We start from the raw sequence: 17,700 nt of genomic DNA on the forward strand, positions 1-17,700 counted from the left end.
CACAGCCCGAAAAGGTGTGCCGTTAATGGCTATCTGAGGTAATGAATCACCTGATTGCCACTGCCGCGCCAGATAAGCGATGGGTCTTTCAGCTCCTGCACGAATTTGCCATCGACCAGCACGTTGATTAACGCTACGACTTCCTGCTGTTCAGCGCTCAGTTCCCCGAGTGTATAACCGGTCCACATCCACACATCTTTGCCCGGGCATTCCGCCTGCACGCGCACTAATAACTGGTGTATCGCAGACAAATTTTGCGGATGCAGCGGGTCGCCGCCGGAAAGCGTTAAACCCTGACGCGGGATCACGGTGTTTTGCAGATCGGCGATGATGCGGTCTTCGTCTGCCTGCGTAAAAGGTTTGCCGGAATCCAGCCGCCAGGTGCTTTTGTTGTAGCACCCGCGGCATTCGTGGACGCAGCCGGAAACGAACAGCACGCAGCGCGTTCCCGGACCGTTCACGACATCTATCGGATAGTACTGATGAAAATTCAACGTGTTAACCCAACTGACCGTTACCCAGATGTTTAATCCGGCGCTTCACTTCTTCCTGCTTACCGGCGTTAAACGGACGGGCGTCGGGGCTGCCGAGATAACCGCACACGCGGCGGGTGACTGACACGCGGGAAGGTTCGTGATTGCCGCATTTCGGGCAGGTGAAACCTTTGCTGGTGCATTCGAATTCACCGGTATAGCCGCAGTCGTAGCACTCATCGATCGGCGTGTTGGTGCCGTAATACGGCACGCGGGTATAGCTGTAATCCCACACGTCTTCCAGCGCTTTCAGGTTGTGCTGCAGGTTCGGGTATTCGCCATAGCAGATGAAACCGCCGTTGCTCAGTGGCGGATACGGTGCTTCGAAATCGAGTTTTTCATACGGATTCACTTTCTTCTCGACGTCAAGATGGAAGCTGTTGGTGTAATACCCTTTATCGGTGACACCGGCCACCAGGCCGAATTCAGCTTTGTCCAGACGGCAGAAACGATCGCACAGGTTTTCGCTCGGTGTGCTGTAGAGACTGAAGCCGTAGCCTGTTTCGTCTTTCCAGCTTTCCGTTGCCGCTTTCAGACGGGCAACAATCGCCACGGCTTTTTCGCGCAACTGGCTGGCGTCGAACACATGGGTCTGGTCACCGAACAGGGCATTGATGGTTTCATGCACCCCGATATAGCCCAGTGAAATTGACGCACGGCCATTTTTGAAGATGCCGGAAATGTCGTCGTCGGCTTTCAGGCGCACGCCGCACGCCCCTTCCATATACAGGATGGGTGCCACGCGGGCCTTGATGCCTTCCAGACGCGCAATGCGGGTCATCAGCGCTTTTTTCGCCAGCAACAAACGCTCGTCGAGCAGTTTCCAGAACGCGGCTTCATCGCGGTTGGCTTCCAGCGCAATGCGCGGCAGGTTCAGGCTGATCACGCCGATATTGTTGCGGCCTTCGTGGATCATCTCGCCGTTTTCTTCGTAAACGCCCAGGAAGCTGCGGCAGCCCATCGGCGTTTTGAAGGAACCGGTGACTTTTACCACCTGATCGTAATTGAGAATGTCCGGGTACATGCGTTTGCTGGCGCATTCCAGTGCCAGTTGCTTGATGTCGTAACTGGCGTCACCAGCTTTATGATTAAGGCCGTCACGGATGGCGAACACCAGTTTCGGGAACACGGCGGTTTTGCGGTTTTTGCCCAGTCCGGCAATGCGGTTACGCAAAATAGACTGCTGGATCAGACGGGATTCCCAGGAGGTACCCAGTCCGAAACCGAAGGTGACAAACGGCGTCTGGCCGTTGGCGGTATGCAGCGTATTAACTTCATATTCCAGCGACTGAAAGGCGTCATAGCACTCTTTCTCCGTGCGGTTATGAGCGAACGCTTCGGCATCGGCAATTTGCCACTCTTCGGCGGTCTGACGATGTTTGTTGAAGCTGGCGGTGACGAACGGTGCCAGCACTTCGTCGATGCGGTTAATGGTGGTGCCGCCATAAATGTGGCTGGCGACCTGCGCAATAATCTGCGCGGTGACGGCGGTTGCCGTTGAAATTGACTTTGGCGTGTCAATTTCTGCATTGCCCATTTTGAAACCATGATTCAGCATGCCTTTCAGGTCGATGAGCATGCAGTTAAACATCGGGAAGAACGGCGAATAATCGAGATCGTGATAATGAATTTCGCCGCGCTCATGCGCCAGTACCACGTCACGCGGTAAAATATGTTGTTTGGCGTAATGCTTTGCCACGATCCCGGCGAGTAAATCGCGCTGCGTCGGGATGACTTTGCTGTCTTTGTTGGCGTTTTCGTTGAGCAGCGCCATATTGCTTTGCTCAACCAGACCACGGATTTCCTGATTCAGACGTCCGCGCATTTCGCGTTTCACGTCGCGGTCATGGCGGTATTCAATATAGGCACGTGCCAGTTTTTTGTATGGCCCCGCCATCAGCTGGTTTTCTACCGCATCCTGAATTTCATGGATATCGACGCGTGCCTGATCTTGCAGATTCTGTGCAACAATCCGGGCAACCTGCTCGCAATAACCAATGCTGTCGATACCGGCGGCTTCAGCTGCGCGTTGCACCGCTTGTTTGATCAGAACTTCATCGAAAGGGACCTGACAACCATCCCGCTTAATCACGATGGGCTGCATTGTAGTGGATTTTGCGGGTAGGGTTTCCAGTCTGTCTGCCTTCACAATGACACTCCTTTTGGGCGGATCCCGCGCCGCACAAGGCTTACAGGCCGGTTGTGTGGCTGTTGCGGTAAACCGCTATATATTGGGTTGGGTGTGTACTATACACACTATATGTAGCATTCACGCGAGTGATAATTCTCGTTTTATTGACCTGAAACAAAGAATTTTTTTGGCGGAAGAATTGATGACCAAATGTAAATTCTGGCCTGAATTTTGCCTGTTGTTTTATAAGGGGATGCATAAAAAATAAACGGGTCAGACACGCTTGTGACTGACCCGACAGAAGGGGAAATTCAGATTATCCGGCGAGTTGCCAGCGGCATTCGTAAGGACGAAGTGTGCCGGAAACTGCCGCTGTGGCGTAATTACTTAACACCATTTCGCCGCTCACTTCCGGCAAGGTGAACGTCTGAGCCCGATCGCTCAGGTTCGCCACCACGCGCAGGGTATTTCCGTCCGCTGTGCGTGAAAAACACCATAATTGCGGATGTTCAGGCAGCAAATCCTGATAATCACCACCGGTCAGTACCGGCAATGTTTTGCGCAGGCGGATCAGTTGCTGATACAGATAAAAGACAGAATCTTTATCGGCCAGTGCCTGTTCGGTATTGATGTCTTTGGCGTTTTGGCTGACGGAAATCCACGGCGTGCCGGTGGTAAATCCGGCCTGTTCACCGGCGGTCCACTGCATCGGCGTACGGGCGTTATCCCGCGATTTCCGCGCCAGAATGCGCAGCAGTTCTGCGGTGTCGCGGCCATCCGATTTCAGTTCGGCAAACATGTTAAGGCTTTCCACATCGCGGTATTGCTCGAGATGTCTGAAGCCCGGATTGGTCATGCCGATTTCTTCTCCCTGATAAATATACGGCGTGCCCTGCAGACCGTGCAGCACCATCGCCAGCATTTTAGCCGACGTGGTACGCAGTGCGCCTTCATCACCAAAACGCGACACGATGCGCGGCTGATCGTGATTACACCAGAACAGCGCGTTCCAGGCGTGACCGTGCATGCCCTGCTGCCAGTCGCGGAAAATCTGCTTGAGCTGCACGAAATCAGGCGGCGCGTCAGTCCATTTTTCGCCGTTCGGATAATCCACTTTCAGGTGATGGAAGTTAAAGGTCATCGACAGTTCGCTGCCGTCATTGGCGGCGTAACGGCGGCAGTGTTCCAGTTGGGTGGAAGACATTTCGCCGACGGTCATCAGCCCGAGGGGCTTGAACACGTCGCGGCTGAATTCCTGCAGGAACGCATGAATGCGCGGGCCGTCGGTGTAAAAACGGCGGCCATCACCGGCGTTGTCAGACGGGAAATCCTGCTGCTTGGACACCAGATTGATCACGTCCAGACGCAGCCCGTCGACGCCTTTATCCGCCCAGAACTGACAGACTTTCTTCAGAGCCTCGCGCACCGGCGGGTATTCCCAGTTGAGATCGGCCTGCTCGGTGGCGAACAGATGCAGATAATACTGACCGCTGGTTTCATGCCACTGCCAGGCGCCGCCACCGAATTTGGATCGCCAGTTATTCGGTGGTCCGCCTTCAGCCGCGCCGTCACGCCAGATATAAAAAGGCCGGAACGGACTGCCCGCATCCTGCGACTGCCGGAACCACTCGTGATGCGTCGAGGTGTGATTAAACACCATATCCATCACGATGCGGATCCCGCGCTGATGTGCCTCAGCGGTCAGCCGTTCGAAATCTTCCAGCGTGCCGTAAGCCGGGTCAATCTCGCAGTAATCCGCCACGTCGTAGCCATTATCAATCTGTGGCGACAGGTACATCGGCGTCAGCCATATCGCATCAACGCCGAGGGTTTTCAGATAATCCAGACGCTGTGTAATGCCGTTGATATCACCGGTGCCGCTGCCCGTGGTGTCCTGGAAACTCTTTGGGTAAATCTGGTAAATCACGCCGTTTTTCCACCACGGCAATTCGCTGTTCATTCCATTTTCCTTCTTGAATGACTTACACCACTGCCAGCTCACCCCGACGGGCTTTTCGCTGATAAACCAGCACGGTCAGAATAACCGGCACCACAATCGCCACCAGCATGGCCAGCGCGTAAATACTCCAGAACTGCGGTTTGATGGACAAAATGCCCGGCAAACCGCCGACGCCGATGCCGTTGGCCGTGACGTGGAACAGGCCGCAAATCAGACCGGCACAGGCGGAGCCAATCATCGCGCACAGCATCGGGAAGCGGTATTTCAGGTTGATCCCGTACATGGCCGGTTCGGTTACGCCGAGGAAGGCGGAGATGGCGGCAGGGACGGAAATCTCACGTTCGTTGTGTTTACGACTGACGATAATCACCCCGACCACGGCGGAGGCCTGCGCAATGTTGGAGAGCGCGATCAGCGGCCACACCGGTGTTCCGCCGGTGCTTTGCACCATCTGCATGTCAATGGCGAGGGTGGTCTGATGCACACCGGTAATGACCAGCGGCGCGTAAAGGAAACCAAACAATGCGGCACCGATTGGCGCGAGGCTGCCGGTCATGATGAATTTCACCGCGAAGGCCACGCCGTCGCCCACCATGCGACCAAACGGCCCGATCAGCGTGTGCGCCAGGAAGACGGCAATCAGCAGTGAACTGACCGGCACAATCACCAGATACAGATAATTAGGCACGATGCGTTTCAGGCCATTTTCGATCATCGCCAGCGCCATACCGGCGAGCACGGAAGGAATAACCTGCGCCTGATAACCGACCTTTTCGATGGTGAACCAGCCGAAATTCCACACCTCGGGGATTTGCTGACCGAGGTTGTAAGAATTCATCAGTTGCGGCGACACCAGCGTGATACCCAGCACAATGCCGAGGATTTCGGTACCGCCCATTTTTCTGACCGTCGACCAGCAAACCGCCACCGGCAGGAACATAAACACCGCTTCGCCGAGCAGCCACAGGAAATCGTAAATCGACTGCCACAGCGGGTGCATCTGCGCCAGCGTCTGGCCGTCGCTCATCGGGATTTCACCGATGACGTTGCGGAAACCGAGAATTAAACCGCCGCTGATCAGCGCCGGGAGCAGCGGGAAGAAGATTTCCGCAAAGTGCGAAATGCTGCGTTCAAACCAGCTCATATTCTGGCGGGCGGCGATTTTTGCCTGCTCTTTGCCCGCCTGACTTTTACCGGTGCTGGCGAGCAGCACTTTGTAGTAATCGTCCACTTCCGGCCCGATCACCACCTGGAACTGTCCGGCATTGGTAAAGCAGCCTTTGACCATTGGCAGGGCTTCGAGGCCTTTCGGGTCGGCTTTAGACGGGTCATTGAGGACAAAACGAAGACGCGTAATACAGTGAGTCACCATCGCGATATTGTCGCTGCCGCCGACAAGGGCGATCAACTGATCAACATCCTGTTGCTTAACTTTGCTCATGGGAAGTGGCCTGTGATGTGCGTGAGTGTAGGGTACGGTTCAAGCATAGCGAAGGCGGCGGGAACTTGTCCGGGAACGTTCCCGGTTTTGCCGGGATGATCACAAAGTTTCTGTATAGCGGCAGATCAGAAAGCGAGTTTTCCGGGAATAATCAGCTGTCTCACGCTTGCGGAACCGCTGAGCTGCGCCAGCAATTGTTTTGCCGCCGCTTCGCCGCCCGCCCCATAGCCGAGTTCCACCGAATACGATTCAGGAAACAGGAAATGCAGCAGCGGGTTGTTGCCAATACCGCACACCTGCACGCCACGTATTTGCTGTTGTTGCAGGTATTTTTGGGCGCCGATAGCGATAGTGTCGGACGCACACACCACTGCCTGAATGTCATTTTTCAGCAACTGCGGGATCAGGTCGAAGCCGCTCTGATAGGTCAGTTCACCCAGCGCAATGTGTGGCGTCAGGCCGTGCTCTTTACAGAAAGCCCGAAAGGCCGCACTGCGGCGCTGGCCGGTAGTGGTGTCTTGCGGCGAAACACCGATAAAGCCAATCTCGCGGATATTCTGTGCCAGCAGTTTTTGCATCAGCAACTGTACCGCGCCCGCATCGTCATAACACACCGAAGACAACCCCGGCATATCGCGCGCCAGCACCACCATTTTGTCCTGCCACGGCGTCAGCATTTGGGCTGAAAGTCCGGTGAAACCAAACAGCACAATGCCGTCGATATTGCGCTGTTTCAGCACCTGCAAATGCTCTTTAACGCGCTCTGCACTGAACTGGCTTTCCAGCACAATCGGGTCGTACCCTTGCTGATAAAACAGCGGCAACATGGCGCGTACTGCCAGATTTTCCGAAGGGGAATCAAGACGCGACACGATGATCGCCACAATTTTATCGCTGAACCCGCGCATCGCCCGCGCCGATTTCGACGGGCTGAAATGCTGTTGTTCGATCACCTGCAACACCCGTTCCCGGGTTTGCGGGCTGACGTTGCCTTCGTTATTTAAAACGCGGGAAACCGTGGATTTTCCGACACCGCTAAGGCGGGCAATATCATTAATGGTCAGGCGATTTTGCTGGGTCATGTTTTAAGGTGAATGAGGGTCAGGTTTAAATTTGGTTGTAGTTAACCGGCGTATACTGCGCTCGCCGGAGATGAAGTGCGCGTCATCCGTGTCGTTACCCTAACGGATTTTTATACCCGTTGCGTATGAATTTCCAAACCGTTCCTTACCGGAGGTGAAAACCCATGGAACCCGACCCCAATTCAGTAGGTCCGTTGTGATCCGGTAAGCACCCGCATTTTTGCTGCTGCTTGCCGTGACTTTACCTGGCAGGCAGTGGCGCACGTCTTTTCGTTCGCCCTGTTTTTAATAACCCTTTTGCCATGCTCATGGCGGCTTCGCCGTGGGCGCAACAAAGGTGCGAATGATGTTCAAAAATTTCACTTCCCGGCTGCTCAGTGCGCTCAGCCGTAATTTACCGCGCCGCTTAGTCCGCCGCGATCCGATGCTGGAAAACGTATCTGCCCGGGCAGCGCAGGCGATCCCTGCTGCGATGTCGGCGCATTGTCAGGCCTGTGCCCGTGCCACCGAAGATCAGTTGTATCTGCAATTCGCCAGTCATCCGGAAGGGCTGACGGCGCACGAAGCCGACGCGATCCGCGAAGTTTCCGGTCTGAATCAGACCGGCGATCAGCAACCGGCGCCGTGGTGGCGGCATTTGTGGCACTGCTACCGCAATCCGTTCAACCTGCTGCTGACCGTGCTCGGCCTGGTATCTTACGCCACCGACGATTTAACGGCAGCGCTGGTGATTGGCGCGATGGTGTTTATTTCCACTTTCATGCATTTCATTCAGGAAGCGCGTTCCAATAAAGCCGCTGATGCACTGAAAGCGATGGTCAGCAATACCGCGACCGTGCTGCGCAGTGACGCGCAAACCGGGCGCAGCGAAACGGTGGAAATCCCGATCAGCCAGCTGGTACCGGGGGATCTGCTCAAGCTTTCTGCGGGGGATATGATCCCGGCTGACCTGCGCATTCTGTCTGCCAAAGATTTGTTTATCAGCCAGGCGGCACTGACCGGTGAATCCCTGCCGGTGGAAAAACACGCCTGCGAGAAAAAACCGATTGCGGCTGATCCGCTTGAACTTAACACCCTGTGTTTTATGGGCACCAACGTGGTGAGTGGCACGGCGATTGCGATGGTGATCGCCACCGGCAGCAAAGCCTGGTTCGGGCAGCTTGCCGAACGTGTGGTGCAGGAAGACACGCAGCCAAACGCGTTCCAGGCCGGGATCAGCAAAGTCAGCTGGCTGCTGATCCGCTTTATGATGGTGATGACGCCGGTGGTGCTGGTGATCAACGGCTACACCAAAGGCGACTGGTGGGAAGCGGCGCTGTTTGCGCTCTCGGTGGCGGTCGGGCTGACGCCGGAAATGCTGCCGATGATTGTCACCTCGACGCTGGCGAAAGGCGCGGTCAAATTGTCCCGCCAGAAAGTGATCGTTAAACGTCTGGACGCCATCCAGAACTTTGGCGCAATGGACATCCTCTGCACGGATAAAACCGGCACACTGACACAGGATAAAATCGTGCTTGAGCGCCACACTGATGTGCTCGGTGAAACCAGCGACGACGTGCTGCATCTGGCATGGCTGAACAGCCATTACCAGACCGGCCTGAAAAATCTGCTGGATGTCGCCGTGCTGGAGGCGGGCGATGCAGGTACGGCGCATAACTCACTGAAAATTGATGAAATTCCGTTTGATTTCGACCGCCGTCGCATGTCTGTGGTGGTCGCCGAAAACGACCAGAATCACCGCCTGATCTGCAAAGGCGCGCTGGAAGAAATGCTGTCGATTTGTACGCTGGTGCAGCTCAACGGTGAGATTGTGCCGCTGACCGATGTGTTGCTGGCGCGTATCCGCCGCATTACCGACGATCTCAATCAGCAGGGCCTGCGCGTGGTGGCGGTGGCGCATAAAGTGATGCCATCGCGCACGCAGGGTTATGGCGTGACCGATGAATCCAGCCTGATCCTTGCCGGTTACATCGCGTTTCTCGACCCGCCAAAAGAAAGCACCGCACCGGCGCTGGACGCGCTGCAACGCAAGGGTGTGACGGTGAAAATCCTCACCGGCGATAATCCGCTGGTGGCGCGCAAAGTCTGCAAAGATGTGGGGTTACAGGCCGATAACGTGCTGATCGGCAGCGATATTGATGCCATGGATGACAGTCAGTTGCTGCGGGTCGCCCGTGATACCACGGTGTTCGCCAAACTCACGCCGATGCACAAAGAACGCATTGTGCGCGTGTTGCGTGGCGAAGGGCATGTGGTCGGGTTTATGGGCGACGGCATTAATGACGCCCCGGCGCTGCGTGCGGCAGACATTGGCATTTCGGTGGATTCGGCGGTGGATATCGCCAAAGAAGCGGCGGATATCATTTTGCTGGAAAAAAGCCTGATGGTGCTGGAGCAGGGTGTGACAGAAGGGCGCAGAACCTTCGCCAACATGCTGAAATACATCAAAATGACCGCCAGTTCTAACTTCGGTAACGTGTTCAGCGTGCTGGTCGCCAGCGCCTTCCTGCCGTTCCTGCCGATGTTGCCGCTGCATCTGCTGATTCAGAACCTGATTTACGATGTGTCTCAGGTGGCGATCCCGTTTGATAACGTGGATGAAGAACAACTGGCAAAACCGCAGCGCTGGAACGCGGGTGATATTGGCCGCTTTATGGTATTCTTCGGGCCGATCAGTTCCGTGTTCGATATCCTGACATTTAGTCTGATGTGGTGGGTGTTTAAAGCCAATACCGTTGAAGCGCAAACGCTGTTCCAGTCCGGCTGGTTCATTGAAGGACTGCTGTCGCAGACGCTGATCGTGCACATGATCCGCACCCGCAAAGTGCCGTTTATTCAGAGCCGCGCCTCCTGGCCGCTGTGCATCATGACGCTGATGGTGGTGATCACCGGTATCGCGCTGATCTACTCGCCGGTGGCCGGATTCCTGCAACTGCAGGCGCTGCCGCTGAGCTACTTCCCGTGGCTGATCGCGATCCTGGCAGGCTACATGGTGCTGACCCAGTGCGTGAAAGGCTGGTTCGTGCGCCGTTACGGCTGGCAATAAGGGTTTCGCGTTAATCATAAAGGCGGTGATGGTTAACGCAGTCACCGCCTTTATTTTATATGTTTCGTTTAAAGAAATTCTAATAAGTGTGTATTTTACACAATAAGTGAACTTTCAAATAACGAAAATCAAGAACAAGTAATGTCAGTTTTCCTGATCTCCATTGTAAGTAAAAAATCTAGTGCGTACGTGTATAATGCAATACCAATATAATGGGAATGAATCACAACTAAGGGATTAATATGGCTGACATTGATGATATAGCCACGCGCATTGCTGGGATTATTCTATCCCCCGAATCAGTAAATGGCCTCATAAACGGTGCGTTCACCGTGCCGCTTGATATGGGCTATATGGTATATGGCGTGTTTGATACAGACTCACGGTTCAGGCGTGAAACAGCTAGAATTAGAATAGCTGGCGCTATAAGAAACGATATCTTGAATTATGACCCTATCATAGATGTGATTAAGATAATTTTTACTAAGTTTAACCTCTACGTTACCGAGACAGAGCAGGACAATATATAGAGGCGTAATTACATCATTTGTGGGAAGGATGGGGACTAATACAATCATGGCTATGATAACGGCTGCAGTATTAGAAAGAGTTTCTTTTATCTCAGCTACATTTAAATCGAAACCCATAGCTGTATTAACTGGAACGTTGTTAATTGGTGGTATGACTGAGCGCTCAATACGAACCTCTGAACGGTTGGAGGCTGAGAACCCAGAAATATATAATTTATTGAGCCCCAAAGACTATGATCTCCTTTACTTCTTATTTGAGCCATCCGTTCAACCTTTTGTAGATGCAATGCATATCAGAATGACGCAAGGCGAACCTGCATTCAGAAAAATAATTGATTTGGTGAGGAAGGAAATAAATGCCTAAAAACGGGGTATTTTTTAAACTCTTCAGGATGGTGCTTACTGCAATCGAAAAAGTAGTTGCATTTATAATTTATTATTTATTTGAATTCGCATTTGCACCATTGATTATATTTGGGACAATACTTTGCATTATGTACATCGAGCCGTGGCCGATAAAGTTTGCAGGTATAGGAACTTGGCTCATATTTCTATACGTCTTGTACAAAGTGATTGATAAAATCACAGGCAGAGACAAACGTGATAATTAACTTTATAAGGATATAACATGTCAATTCCAGCTTATTTATTTCTAACGCGACGGTAATATCATACACAAGGACGGATGGAATGAGAGAGCCACAGCGTAGCGTTGCCAGCCAAAGCTCCTCCTCGGTCAGTTGGAGGGGCTCGTAATCGGAGTTGAGTTATGTCGATGGAAATAAGCTTTGATAAACTTCATTGAAAATAAGACAGCTAAAATAATAAATGGGCGTGGTATCCGCCCATTCGTTATTGTCTATAGAAAACCCCCAGCTAGGCTGGGGGTTCCGTAAAGCTTCCAGCTTTGAGCCGGATATAAAAACCCCTTTTGATTTGTTAAAACACCTTGCGGTCTGGCAACTGCATTGGTCAAACAAGAAATCAAAAGGGGGTCCCAATGGGGGACGAAAAGAGCTTAGCGCACACCCGATGGAACTGTAAATATCACATAGTTTTCGCGCCTAAATACCGAAGGCAGGTCTTCTACGGCGAGAAACGCCGTGCAGTAGGGAGTATTTTAAGAAAACTGTGTGAATGGAAAAATGTGCACATTCTGGAAGCAGAATGCTGTGCAGATCACATCCATATGCTTGTGGAAATCCCGCCGAAGATGAGTGTATCGAGCTTCATGGGGTATCTGAAGGGCAAAAGTAGTCTGATGCTATATGAACAATTTGGTGATCTTAAATTCAAATACAGGAACAGGGAGTTTTGGTGCCGAGGGTATTATGTAGATACAGTGGGTAAAAATACATCGAAGATCCAGGAATACATAAAGCACCAACTGGAGCAGGATAAACTAGGGGAACAGTTATCAATCCCGTATCCAGGGAGCCCGTTTACGGGCGGTAAGTAACGAATTTGGATGCAAATGTCAGATTGCTATGCGCCTGTTAGGGCGCGGCTGGTAACAGAGCCTTACAGGCGCATATGAAAAACCTCCGGCTATGCCGGAGGATATTTATTCCTGATTAATGCTATGACTTTCGCGTATTGTTTAGATCGTTACGACGGTTCACCCGGGTGTTAATCAGCAGGGTGATGATCAGAATCGAGGCGATCACGCCCAGCGATATTCCCACCGGAATGTGGAACACATCGAGCAGGGCCATCTTGATACCGGTGAACAGCAGGAACGCCGGCAGGCGCAGGCTCAGCTGGATGATGCGGCGGCGATCCATGACGAACTGGTGATCGCGATGGTGTATCCGCTGGAGGTGTTGCTGAACGGCGTGAAGCCGTAAGGCAATGCACCGGGCGGCAGGGGCTGCCCGGTGCAGGAAGGATCAGTTTTTCTGACAGGCTGCGGCGGTAAACAACACGTCGGTGGAAGAGTTCAGCGCAGTTTCCGCTGAATCCTGCAAAATACCGATGATGAAACCGACAGCCACCACCTGCATGGCGATGTCATTGGGAATGCCAAACAGGCTGCATGCCATCGGGATCAGCAGCAGCGAACCGCCCGCCACCCCTGACGCGCCACAGGCGCACACTGCCGCCATCACGCTCAGCAACAGCGCCGTCAGAATATCCACTTCAATACCCAGCGTCGTGACTGCCGCCAGCGTCAGCACTGTAATGGTGATCGCCGCGCCCGCCATATTGATGGTGGCACCCAGCGGGATCGACACAGAATAGGTGTCTTCATCCAGCCCCAGTTTGCGGCAAAGGTTCATGTTGACCGGAATATTGGCGGCAGAACTGCGGGTGAAGAAGGCGGTGACGCCACTTTCACGCAGGCAGGCGAAGACCAGCGGATAGGGGTTTCGGCGGGTTTTCACCAGCACGATCAGCGGATTAAATACCAGCGCCACCAGCAACATACAGCCAATCAGCACAACCAGCAGATGTGCATAATCGTATAACGCGCCAAATCCGCTGGTGGCCAGTGTTTCGGCGACCAGACCGAAAATCCCCAGTGGCGCAAAGCGGATCACCACACGGACAATTTTGGTGACGGCCACCGAGACATCCGTGACCAGATTTTTCGTCGTATCAGCAGCCTGACGCAGCGCCAGTCCAAGGCCAATCGCCCAGGCCAGAATGCCGATATAATTCGCATCGATCAGGGCGCGGAACGGGTTAGACACAATGCTCATAATCAGCCCTTTCAGCACCTCCGCAATCCCTCCCGGCGGCGTGATTTCGACGTTCGCGACTTTCAGATCCAGCGTCGAAGGGAACATAAAACTGACCACGACGGCAATCAGTGCCGCCGAAAACGTCCCGAAGAGATACAGAAACAGGATCGGACCCAGCGACGTTTTACGGCCTTTGGGATGATTGGTGATTGAAGCGGTAACCAGCACTAACACCAGCAACGGTGCGACGGCTTTCAGCGCGCCGACAAACAAACTGCCGAGCAGGCCCGCCGTTTTCGCCACTTCCGGCGCCAGTGCCGCGAGGATGATACCGGCGATTAAGCCGACCAGAATTTGCATCACCAGACTGCTGTCGGTGAAGCGTTTTAAAAATGACGGAGAGGATGGTGTTTGCATGATTTTCCCTTTTTTATACGTTATCACCGTTCGTGTCCTGAACGGCGAAGCAGGAGACTAGCAGAATCTAGCTCAAAAAATAACGGGCGCTTGTTAGCGCCCGCCTGATGACATTATTTTGCGATCGATGCCCGCTTATTTTTTGGATTTTGCGAGGTCAGCCCGACGGTTCACCCAGGTGTTAATCAGCAGGGTGATGATCAGAATCGACGCGATCACGCCCAGCGATATTCCCACCGGAATGTGGAACACATCGAGCAGCAGCATCTTGATACCGATGAAAATCAGGATCACCGCCAGACCGTATTTCAGCATCGAGAAACGTTCTGCCACGCCTGCCAGCAGGAAGTACATCGCACGCAGGCCGAGGATCGCGAACAGGTTAGACGTCAGCACGATGAACGGGTCGGTGGTCACCGCGAAAATCGCCGGGATGCTGTCGACCGCAAAAATCACGTCACTCAGTTCAACCATGATCAGCACCAGCAACAGCGGGGTGGCGAACAGAATACCGTTACGGCGCACGAAGAATTTCTCGCCCTGCAACTCGTCGGTCATGCGCATTTTGCTGCGCAGCCAGCGGATCATCGGCTTTTCGCCCACTTCGCCGTCGTCTTCTTTCGCCAGCGCCATCTTGATACCGGTGAACAGCAGGAACGCGCCAAACACGTACAAAATCCAGCTAAATTGCCCCACCAGCCAGCTGCCGGCGAAAATCATGCCGGTACGCAGGACGATGGCGCCGAGCACGCCGTAGACCAGTACGCGGCGTTGCAGGCTGGCAGGAATAGAGAAGTAACTGAACAGGATCAGCCAGACGAAGACGTTATCCACCGCCAGCGCTTTTTCCAGCAGATAACCGGTCAGGAACATCGTGGCCTTGGCGTCTGCCACCTCACGGCCAAACTCGCCGTTGAGATACCACCAGAAGCCGAAGTTGAACAGCAACGACAGGCCTATCCACACCAGCGACCACAGCGCGGCACTTTTCATACTCATGGTTTGCGCGCCTTTGCGACCCTGCAACAGCAGGTCGAACGCGAGCATAATTATCACTACCACGGCAAAAGAGCCCCACAACATCGGGTTGCCTACGGAGTTCATCATTGCGTCATCCTCGAAAAAACATCAAAAAAAAACGGCCAGCGTCGGAAGACGTTAGCCGCTCATTTTTGAGCTGTGAGCAAACCTCGCCTTCCGGCAAGGTCTCACTTACAACCCGTTTCCCCTTCATCTTTCGAGCCGCAGGGTTGTTGGCTGCGTTCGCTCACCCGAATCACTGACCTGTGTCAGCTCATCGGGATTCGTTCGCTTGCCGCCTACCTGCAACTCGAATTATTCGGGTAAACATTAATTAGTGGGTTGCCCCGGTAACCGGGTGGCTGAGACGGCGCTTAAGCGCGGGTCCAGGCACCGTAATGACGATTATCCGGCGAAGAAGTTACTCCCCTTTGCAGCTCGCAAATTAATGCAAAATGTGTCCGGTGTCAAACATTCAGAAACATTTTAGCGCATTAACCTGCCAGGGCCTGGCGCTTGCCGAGTGCGCCAACAAAGGAAAGCAGCAGGCTGCGGCTGAGCGGCGTTTCGCTAAGTTGCTGAGCCTGATGCGCAAAATCGACATTATCGTCTTCGGCGATGGACCCCAGCCAGGACAGATATGTCTTCATGACCGCCAGACTGAATTCAGGATGGAACTGTGTGCTGATGGCGTTCGGGCCGTAGCGCAGGATCTGATGCGGATCGTGCTGCGTTTTTGCCAGCACCGTCGCTGTCGCGGGCGGGGTGATGACGGTTTGCAGGTGGATCAGATTGGCCGCGAACTGTGCGGGAAGCTGCGACACCAGTGGATCAAGATGCCCGTCCGGCGTCAGCGTCACCTCATGGGTACCGACTTCAATACCCTGCGGATGGTAATCCACCTCGCCGCCCAGCGCGTATGCCATCAGCTGATGGCCGTAGCAGGCACCAAACATCGGTAATTCCTGCAACATGCCCAGCCGTACCCAGTCCGCCGCTTCTTCGCTCCATGCCAGATGCTCGGTAACCATGCTGCGCGAACCGGTAATGATCGCCCCGCAATAGTTTTCCGGCGGCAGCGGGCGCTCACCCGCCTGCAAATCCACAATCACCACCTGCTGCGCATCGATATCGCCCTGACGGATAAACATCTGCGGAAAGTTATCGTGCGCACGACGGATAGGTTCCGGCGCGTGGCCGGTCTGTAAAATTAACAGCGGTTTCTGGCTGGGTGCAATCATCTGTTACTCCCGATTTTTACTGAACATTAAGGCTGGTTATCGGCCGGGAACACCACGCCGGTCTGACGGCGGATTTCCGTCAGCACTTTGGCGGTGATACGCGAGACTTCCAGCCCCGGATGCGCGACAAACTGGCTGTCGACCAGAATCGCAAACGTTTCTGCTTCATACAGCATGGTGTTGATGTGCTGGGGCTGGGTCAGATCCAGCTTCTGGCTGCCGCGTGGTGTCAGACTCAGCGTCTGGCATTCAGACAGTTTTTCCATCTGCAATGTGCCGTCTTCGCCCTGGATCTCACTCGGCAAATGGGAATCACTGATTTTGGAATGATGGATCACCACTTCGAAATCATCAGCATAAGACAGGATTACGGTGCCCTGACCATCAACGCCGCTTTCCAGCAAGGTCGCGGTGGCTTTCACCGATTCCGGTTCGCCAAACAACGAAATGGCACTCGCCAGACAGTAATAACCGATATCCATAATCGAGCCGTTAGAAAACGCCGGGTTAAAGGTATTCGGGTTTTCACCCGCCAGATAGCGCGGATAACGTGATGAATACTGGCAGTAATTCAGAATGGCTTTACGCAGTTTACCGATACGGTTCAGCGCGCCTTTCATGTGCAGGAAGTTCGGCAGATAGGCGGTTTTAAAGGCTTCGAACAGCACCACGTTGTTCTCTTTCGCGCAGGCGATCAGGCTTTCGGCTTCGCGCAGATTGGACGCCAGCGGCTTCTCGCAAATCACGTGCTTTTTATGGCTGAGGAACAACAGGGACTGCGGGTAGTGCAGGGAGTTAGGGCTGGCGATATACACCGCATCAATCAGATCAGACGCCGCCATTTCTTCAAGAGAATCAAAGTAATGCCCAACCGGATAATCCTCACCCAGCTTTTTAGCGCCTTCCAGCGTGCGGGAGTAAATCGCGGTCAGCTTCATTTTACCGCTCTCGTGTGCGGCATCAATAAAACGCTGGGTGATCCAGTTGGTACCAACAACCGCAAAACGAATCATATGTATTCCGTATAGATAAGTGGAGATCTCATTTAGGTGTATAACTTACCGAATATTTCCAGATGCGTCAGATACATGCGCGTGTCGAACTCTAACTGATGATAGTCAGGCGTCATATGACAGCACAGGCTGTAGAACGCTTTGTTGTGTTCTTTTTCTTTCAGGTGCGCGAGTTCATGCACCACGATCATTTTCAGAAACGCTTCCGGCGCGCTTTTAAACACCGTCGCCACCCGGATTTCCGCTTTGGCTTTCAGCTTGCCGCCCTGAATACGGGATATCGCGGTATGCAGCCCCAGCGCGTGCTTCATCACGTGGATTTTATTGTCATAAGCCACTTTGCTTAACGGCGATGAACTGCGCAAAAATTGATTTTTCAGGTCCAGCGTATACTGATAAAGCGATTTGTCGGTGGTCAGCTCGTGCGGTTCGGGATATCGCGTCAGCAAGACGTTACCCAAACGTTCCTGGTCGATTAACTGACGCACCTGAGCCTGAAGCGACTCCGGATAGCCTTGCAGATAGGTCAATTCAGGCATAACTGTTTGCTTTGTCTCTTATTGCCGGGGAAAAGATGCCGTACCGGTCAGTGCAGTTTTTGC

General features: G+C 53.5%; 13 protein-coding genes and 1 pseudogene. 4 read left to right on the forward strand and 10 right to left on the reverse strand.

What is annotated here, in order from left to right; genetic code table 11:
* Positions 1-29: 29 nt before the first annotated feature.
* From nrdG to treR, 5 genes are all read right to left on the reverse strand, one after another.
* Positions 30-494 carry an anaerobic ribonucleoside-triphosphate reductase-activating protein gene (gene nrdG / locus RAHAQ2_RS02650; protein ID WP_014333738.1) on the reverse strand — a complete coding sequence of 155 codons (465 nt, stop codon included), beginning with the start codon at positions 492-494 and terminating at the stop codon, positions 30-32.
* A gap of 4 nt (positions 495-498) precedes the next feature.
* A complete protein-coding gene (gene nrdD, locus RAHAQ2_RS02655; protein WP_037040622.1) occupies positions 499-2,637 on the reverse strand; it encodes an anaerobic ribonucleoside-triphosphate reductase in 2,139 nt (712 codons plus the stop codon).
* Between the two features lie 343 nt (positions 2,638-2,980).
* Positions 2,981-4,624, reverse strand: coding sequence for an alpha,alpha-phosphotrehalase (gene treC, locus RAHAQ2_RS02660; RefSeq protein WP_014333740.1), 1,644 nt, complete (start codon positions 4,622-4,624; stop codon positions 2,981-2,983).
* Positions 4,625-4,646: 22 nt separating this feature from the next.
* Positions 4,647-6,065: a PTS trehalose transporter subunit IIBC gene (gene treB, locus RAHAQ2_RS02665; RefSeq protein WP_014333741.1), complete on the reverse strand. Its 1,419-nt coding sequence runs from the start codon at positions 6,063-6,065 to the stop codon at positions 4,647-4,649.
* Positions 6,066-6,190: 125 nt separating this feature from the next.
* On the reverse strand, positions 6,191-7,147 hold the full coding sequence (gene treR, locus RAHAQ2_RS02670) for a trehalose operon repressor TreR (protein WP_014333742.1): 957 nt from the start codon (positions 7,145-7,147) through the stop codon (positions 6,191-6,193).
* Positions 7,148-7,490: 343 nt separating this feature from the next.
* Here treR and mgtA point away from each other — a divergent pair, with 343 nt between their 5' ends.
* The 4 genes and pseudogenes from mgtA to RAHAQ2_RS25675 all read left to right on the forward strand — a co-directional run bounded on the left by mgtA (position 7,491) and on the right by RAHAQ2_RS25675 (position 12,570).
* Positions 7,491-10,193, forward strand: a complete 2,703-nt coding sequence (gene mgtA, locus RAHAQ2_RS02675) for a magnesium-translocating P-type ATPase (protein ID WP_086935261.1) — start codon at positions 7,491-7,493, stop codon at positions 10,191-10,193.
* A gap of 242 nt (positions 10,194-10,435) precedes the next feature.
* Positions 10,436-11,087 (forward strand): annotated as a pseudogene (locus tag RAHAQ2_RS02680) (hypothetical protein).
* 636 nt (positions 11,088-11,723) lie between these two features.
* Positions 11,724-12,182 (forward strand): IS200/IS605-like element IS1541D family transposase, encoded by a 459-nt coding sequence (gene tnpA / locus RAHAQ2_RS02690; protein WP_014333746.1) that lies wholly within the window; start codon positions 11,724-11,726, stop codon positions 12,180-12,182.
* Between the two features lie 232 nt (positions 12,183-12,414).
* A complete protein-coding gene (locus RAHAQ2_RS25675; protein ID WP_156105442.1) occupies positions 12,415-12,570 on the forward strand; it encodes a hypothetical protein in 156 nt (51 codons plus the stop codon).
* A gap of 42 nt (positions 12,571-12,612) precedes the next feature.
* On the opposite strand, the gene sstT is transcribed toward RAHAQ2_RS25675, so the two are convergent.
* The 5 genes from sstT to RAHAQ2_RS02715 form a co-directional block, all read right to left on the reverse strand.
* Complete coding sequence (gene sstT, locus RAHAQ2_RS02695; RefSeq protein ID WP_014333747.1) at positions 12,613-13,824, reverse strand: serine/threonine transporter SstT; 1,212 nt, start codon at positions 13,822-13,824, stop codon at positions 12,613-12,615.
* Between the two features lie 135 nt (positions 13,825-13,959).
* Positions 13,960-14,928 carry a TerC family protein gene (locus tag RAHAQ2_RS02700; RefSeq protein WP_014333748.1) on the reverse strand — a complete coding sequence of 323 codons (969 nt, stop codon included), beginning with the start codon at positions 14,926-14,928 and terminating at the stop codon, positions 13,960-13,962.
* 410 nt (positions 14,929-15,338) lie between these two features.
* Entirely contained in the window at positions 15,339-16,085 is a 747-nt protein-coding gene (locus RAHAQ2_RS02705) for a glutamine amidotransferase (RefSeq protein WP_014333749.1), read from the reverse strand.
* A 26-nt stretch (positions 16,086-16,111) separates the two neighbouring features.
* On the reverse strand, positions 16,112-17,098 hold the full coding sequence (locus RAHAQ2_RS02710) for a Gfo/Idh/MocA family protein (RefSeq protein ID WP_014333750.1): 987 nt from the start codon (positions 17,096-17,098) through the stop codon (positions 16,112-16,114).
* A gap of 32 nt (positions 17,099-17,130) precedes the next feature.
* On the reverse strand, positions 17,131-17,637 hold the full coding sequence (locus RAHAQ2_RS02715; RefSeq protein WP_014333751.1) for a M48 metallopeptidase family protein: 507 nt from the start codon (positions 17,635-17,637) through the stop codon (positions 17,131-17,133).
* Between the last annotated feature and the right edge of the window lie 63 nt (positions 17,638-17,700).

It is taken from the genome of Rahnella aquatilis CIP 78.65 = ATCC 33071, from assembly GCF_000241955.1.
GTDB classification, from domain to species: domain Bacteria; phylum Pseudomonadota; class Gammaproteobacteria; order Enterobacterales; family Enterobacteriaceae; genus Rahnella; species Rahnella aquatilis.

What these genes read in the sequence shown, in the direction of transcription:
- nrdD (WP_037040622.1), bottom strand. Translation starts at nt 2,637, where the DNA reads ATGCAGCCCATCGTGATTAAGCGGGATGGTTGTCAGGTCCCTTTCGAT.
- treC (WP_014333740.1), bottom strand. Translation starts at nt 4,624, where the DNA reads ATGAACAGCGAATTGCCGTGGTGGAAAAACGGCGTGATTTACCAGATT.
- treB (WP_014333741.1), bottom strand. Translation starts at nt 6,065, where the DNA reads ATGAGCAAAGTTAAGCAACAGGATGTTGATCAGTTGATCGCCCTTGTC.
- treR (WP_014333742.1), bottom strand. Translation starts at nt 7,147, where the DNA reads ATGACCCAGCAAAATCGCCTGACCATTAATGATATTGCCCGCCTTAGC.
- mgtA (WP_086935261.1), top strand. Translation starts at nt 7,491, where the DNA reads ATGATGTTCAAAAATTTCACTTCCCGGCTGCTCAGTGCGCTCAGCCGT.
- tnpA (WP_014333746.1), top strand. Translation starts at nt 11,724, where the DNA reads ATGGGGGACGAAAAGAGCTTAGCGCACACCCGATGGAACTGTAAATAT.
- sstT (WP_014333747.1), bottom strand. Translation starts at nt 13,824, where the DNA reads ATGCAAACACCATCCTCTCCGTCATTTTTAAAACGCTTCACCGACAGC.
- RAHAQ2_RS02700 (WP_014333748.1), bottom strand. Translation starts at nt 14,928, where the DNA reads ATGAACTCCGTAGGCAACCCGATGTTGTGGGGCTCTTTTGCCGTGGTA.
- RAHAQ2_RS02705 (WP_014333749.1), bottom strand. Translation starts at nt 16,085, where the DNA reads ATGATTGCACCCAGCCAGAAACCGCTGTTAATTTTACAGACCGGCCAC.
- RAHAQ2_RS02710 (WP_014333750.1), bottom strand. Translation starts at nt 17,098, where the DNA reads ATGATTCGTTTTGCGGTTGTTGGTACCAACTGGATCACCCAGCGTTTT.
- RAHAQ2_RS02715 (WP_014333751.1), bottom strand. Translation starts at nt 17,637, where the DNA reads ATGCCTGAATTGACCTATCTGCAAGGCTATCCGGAGTCGCTTCAGGCT.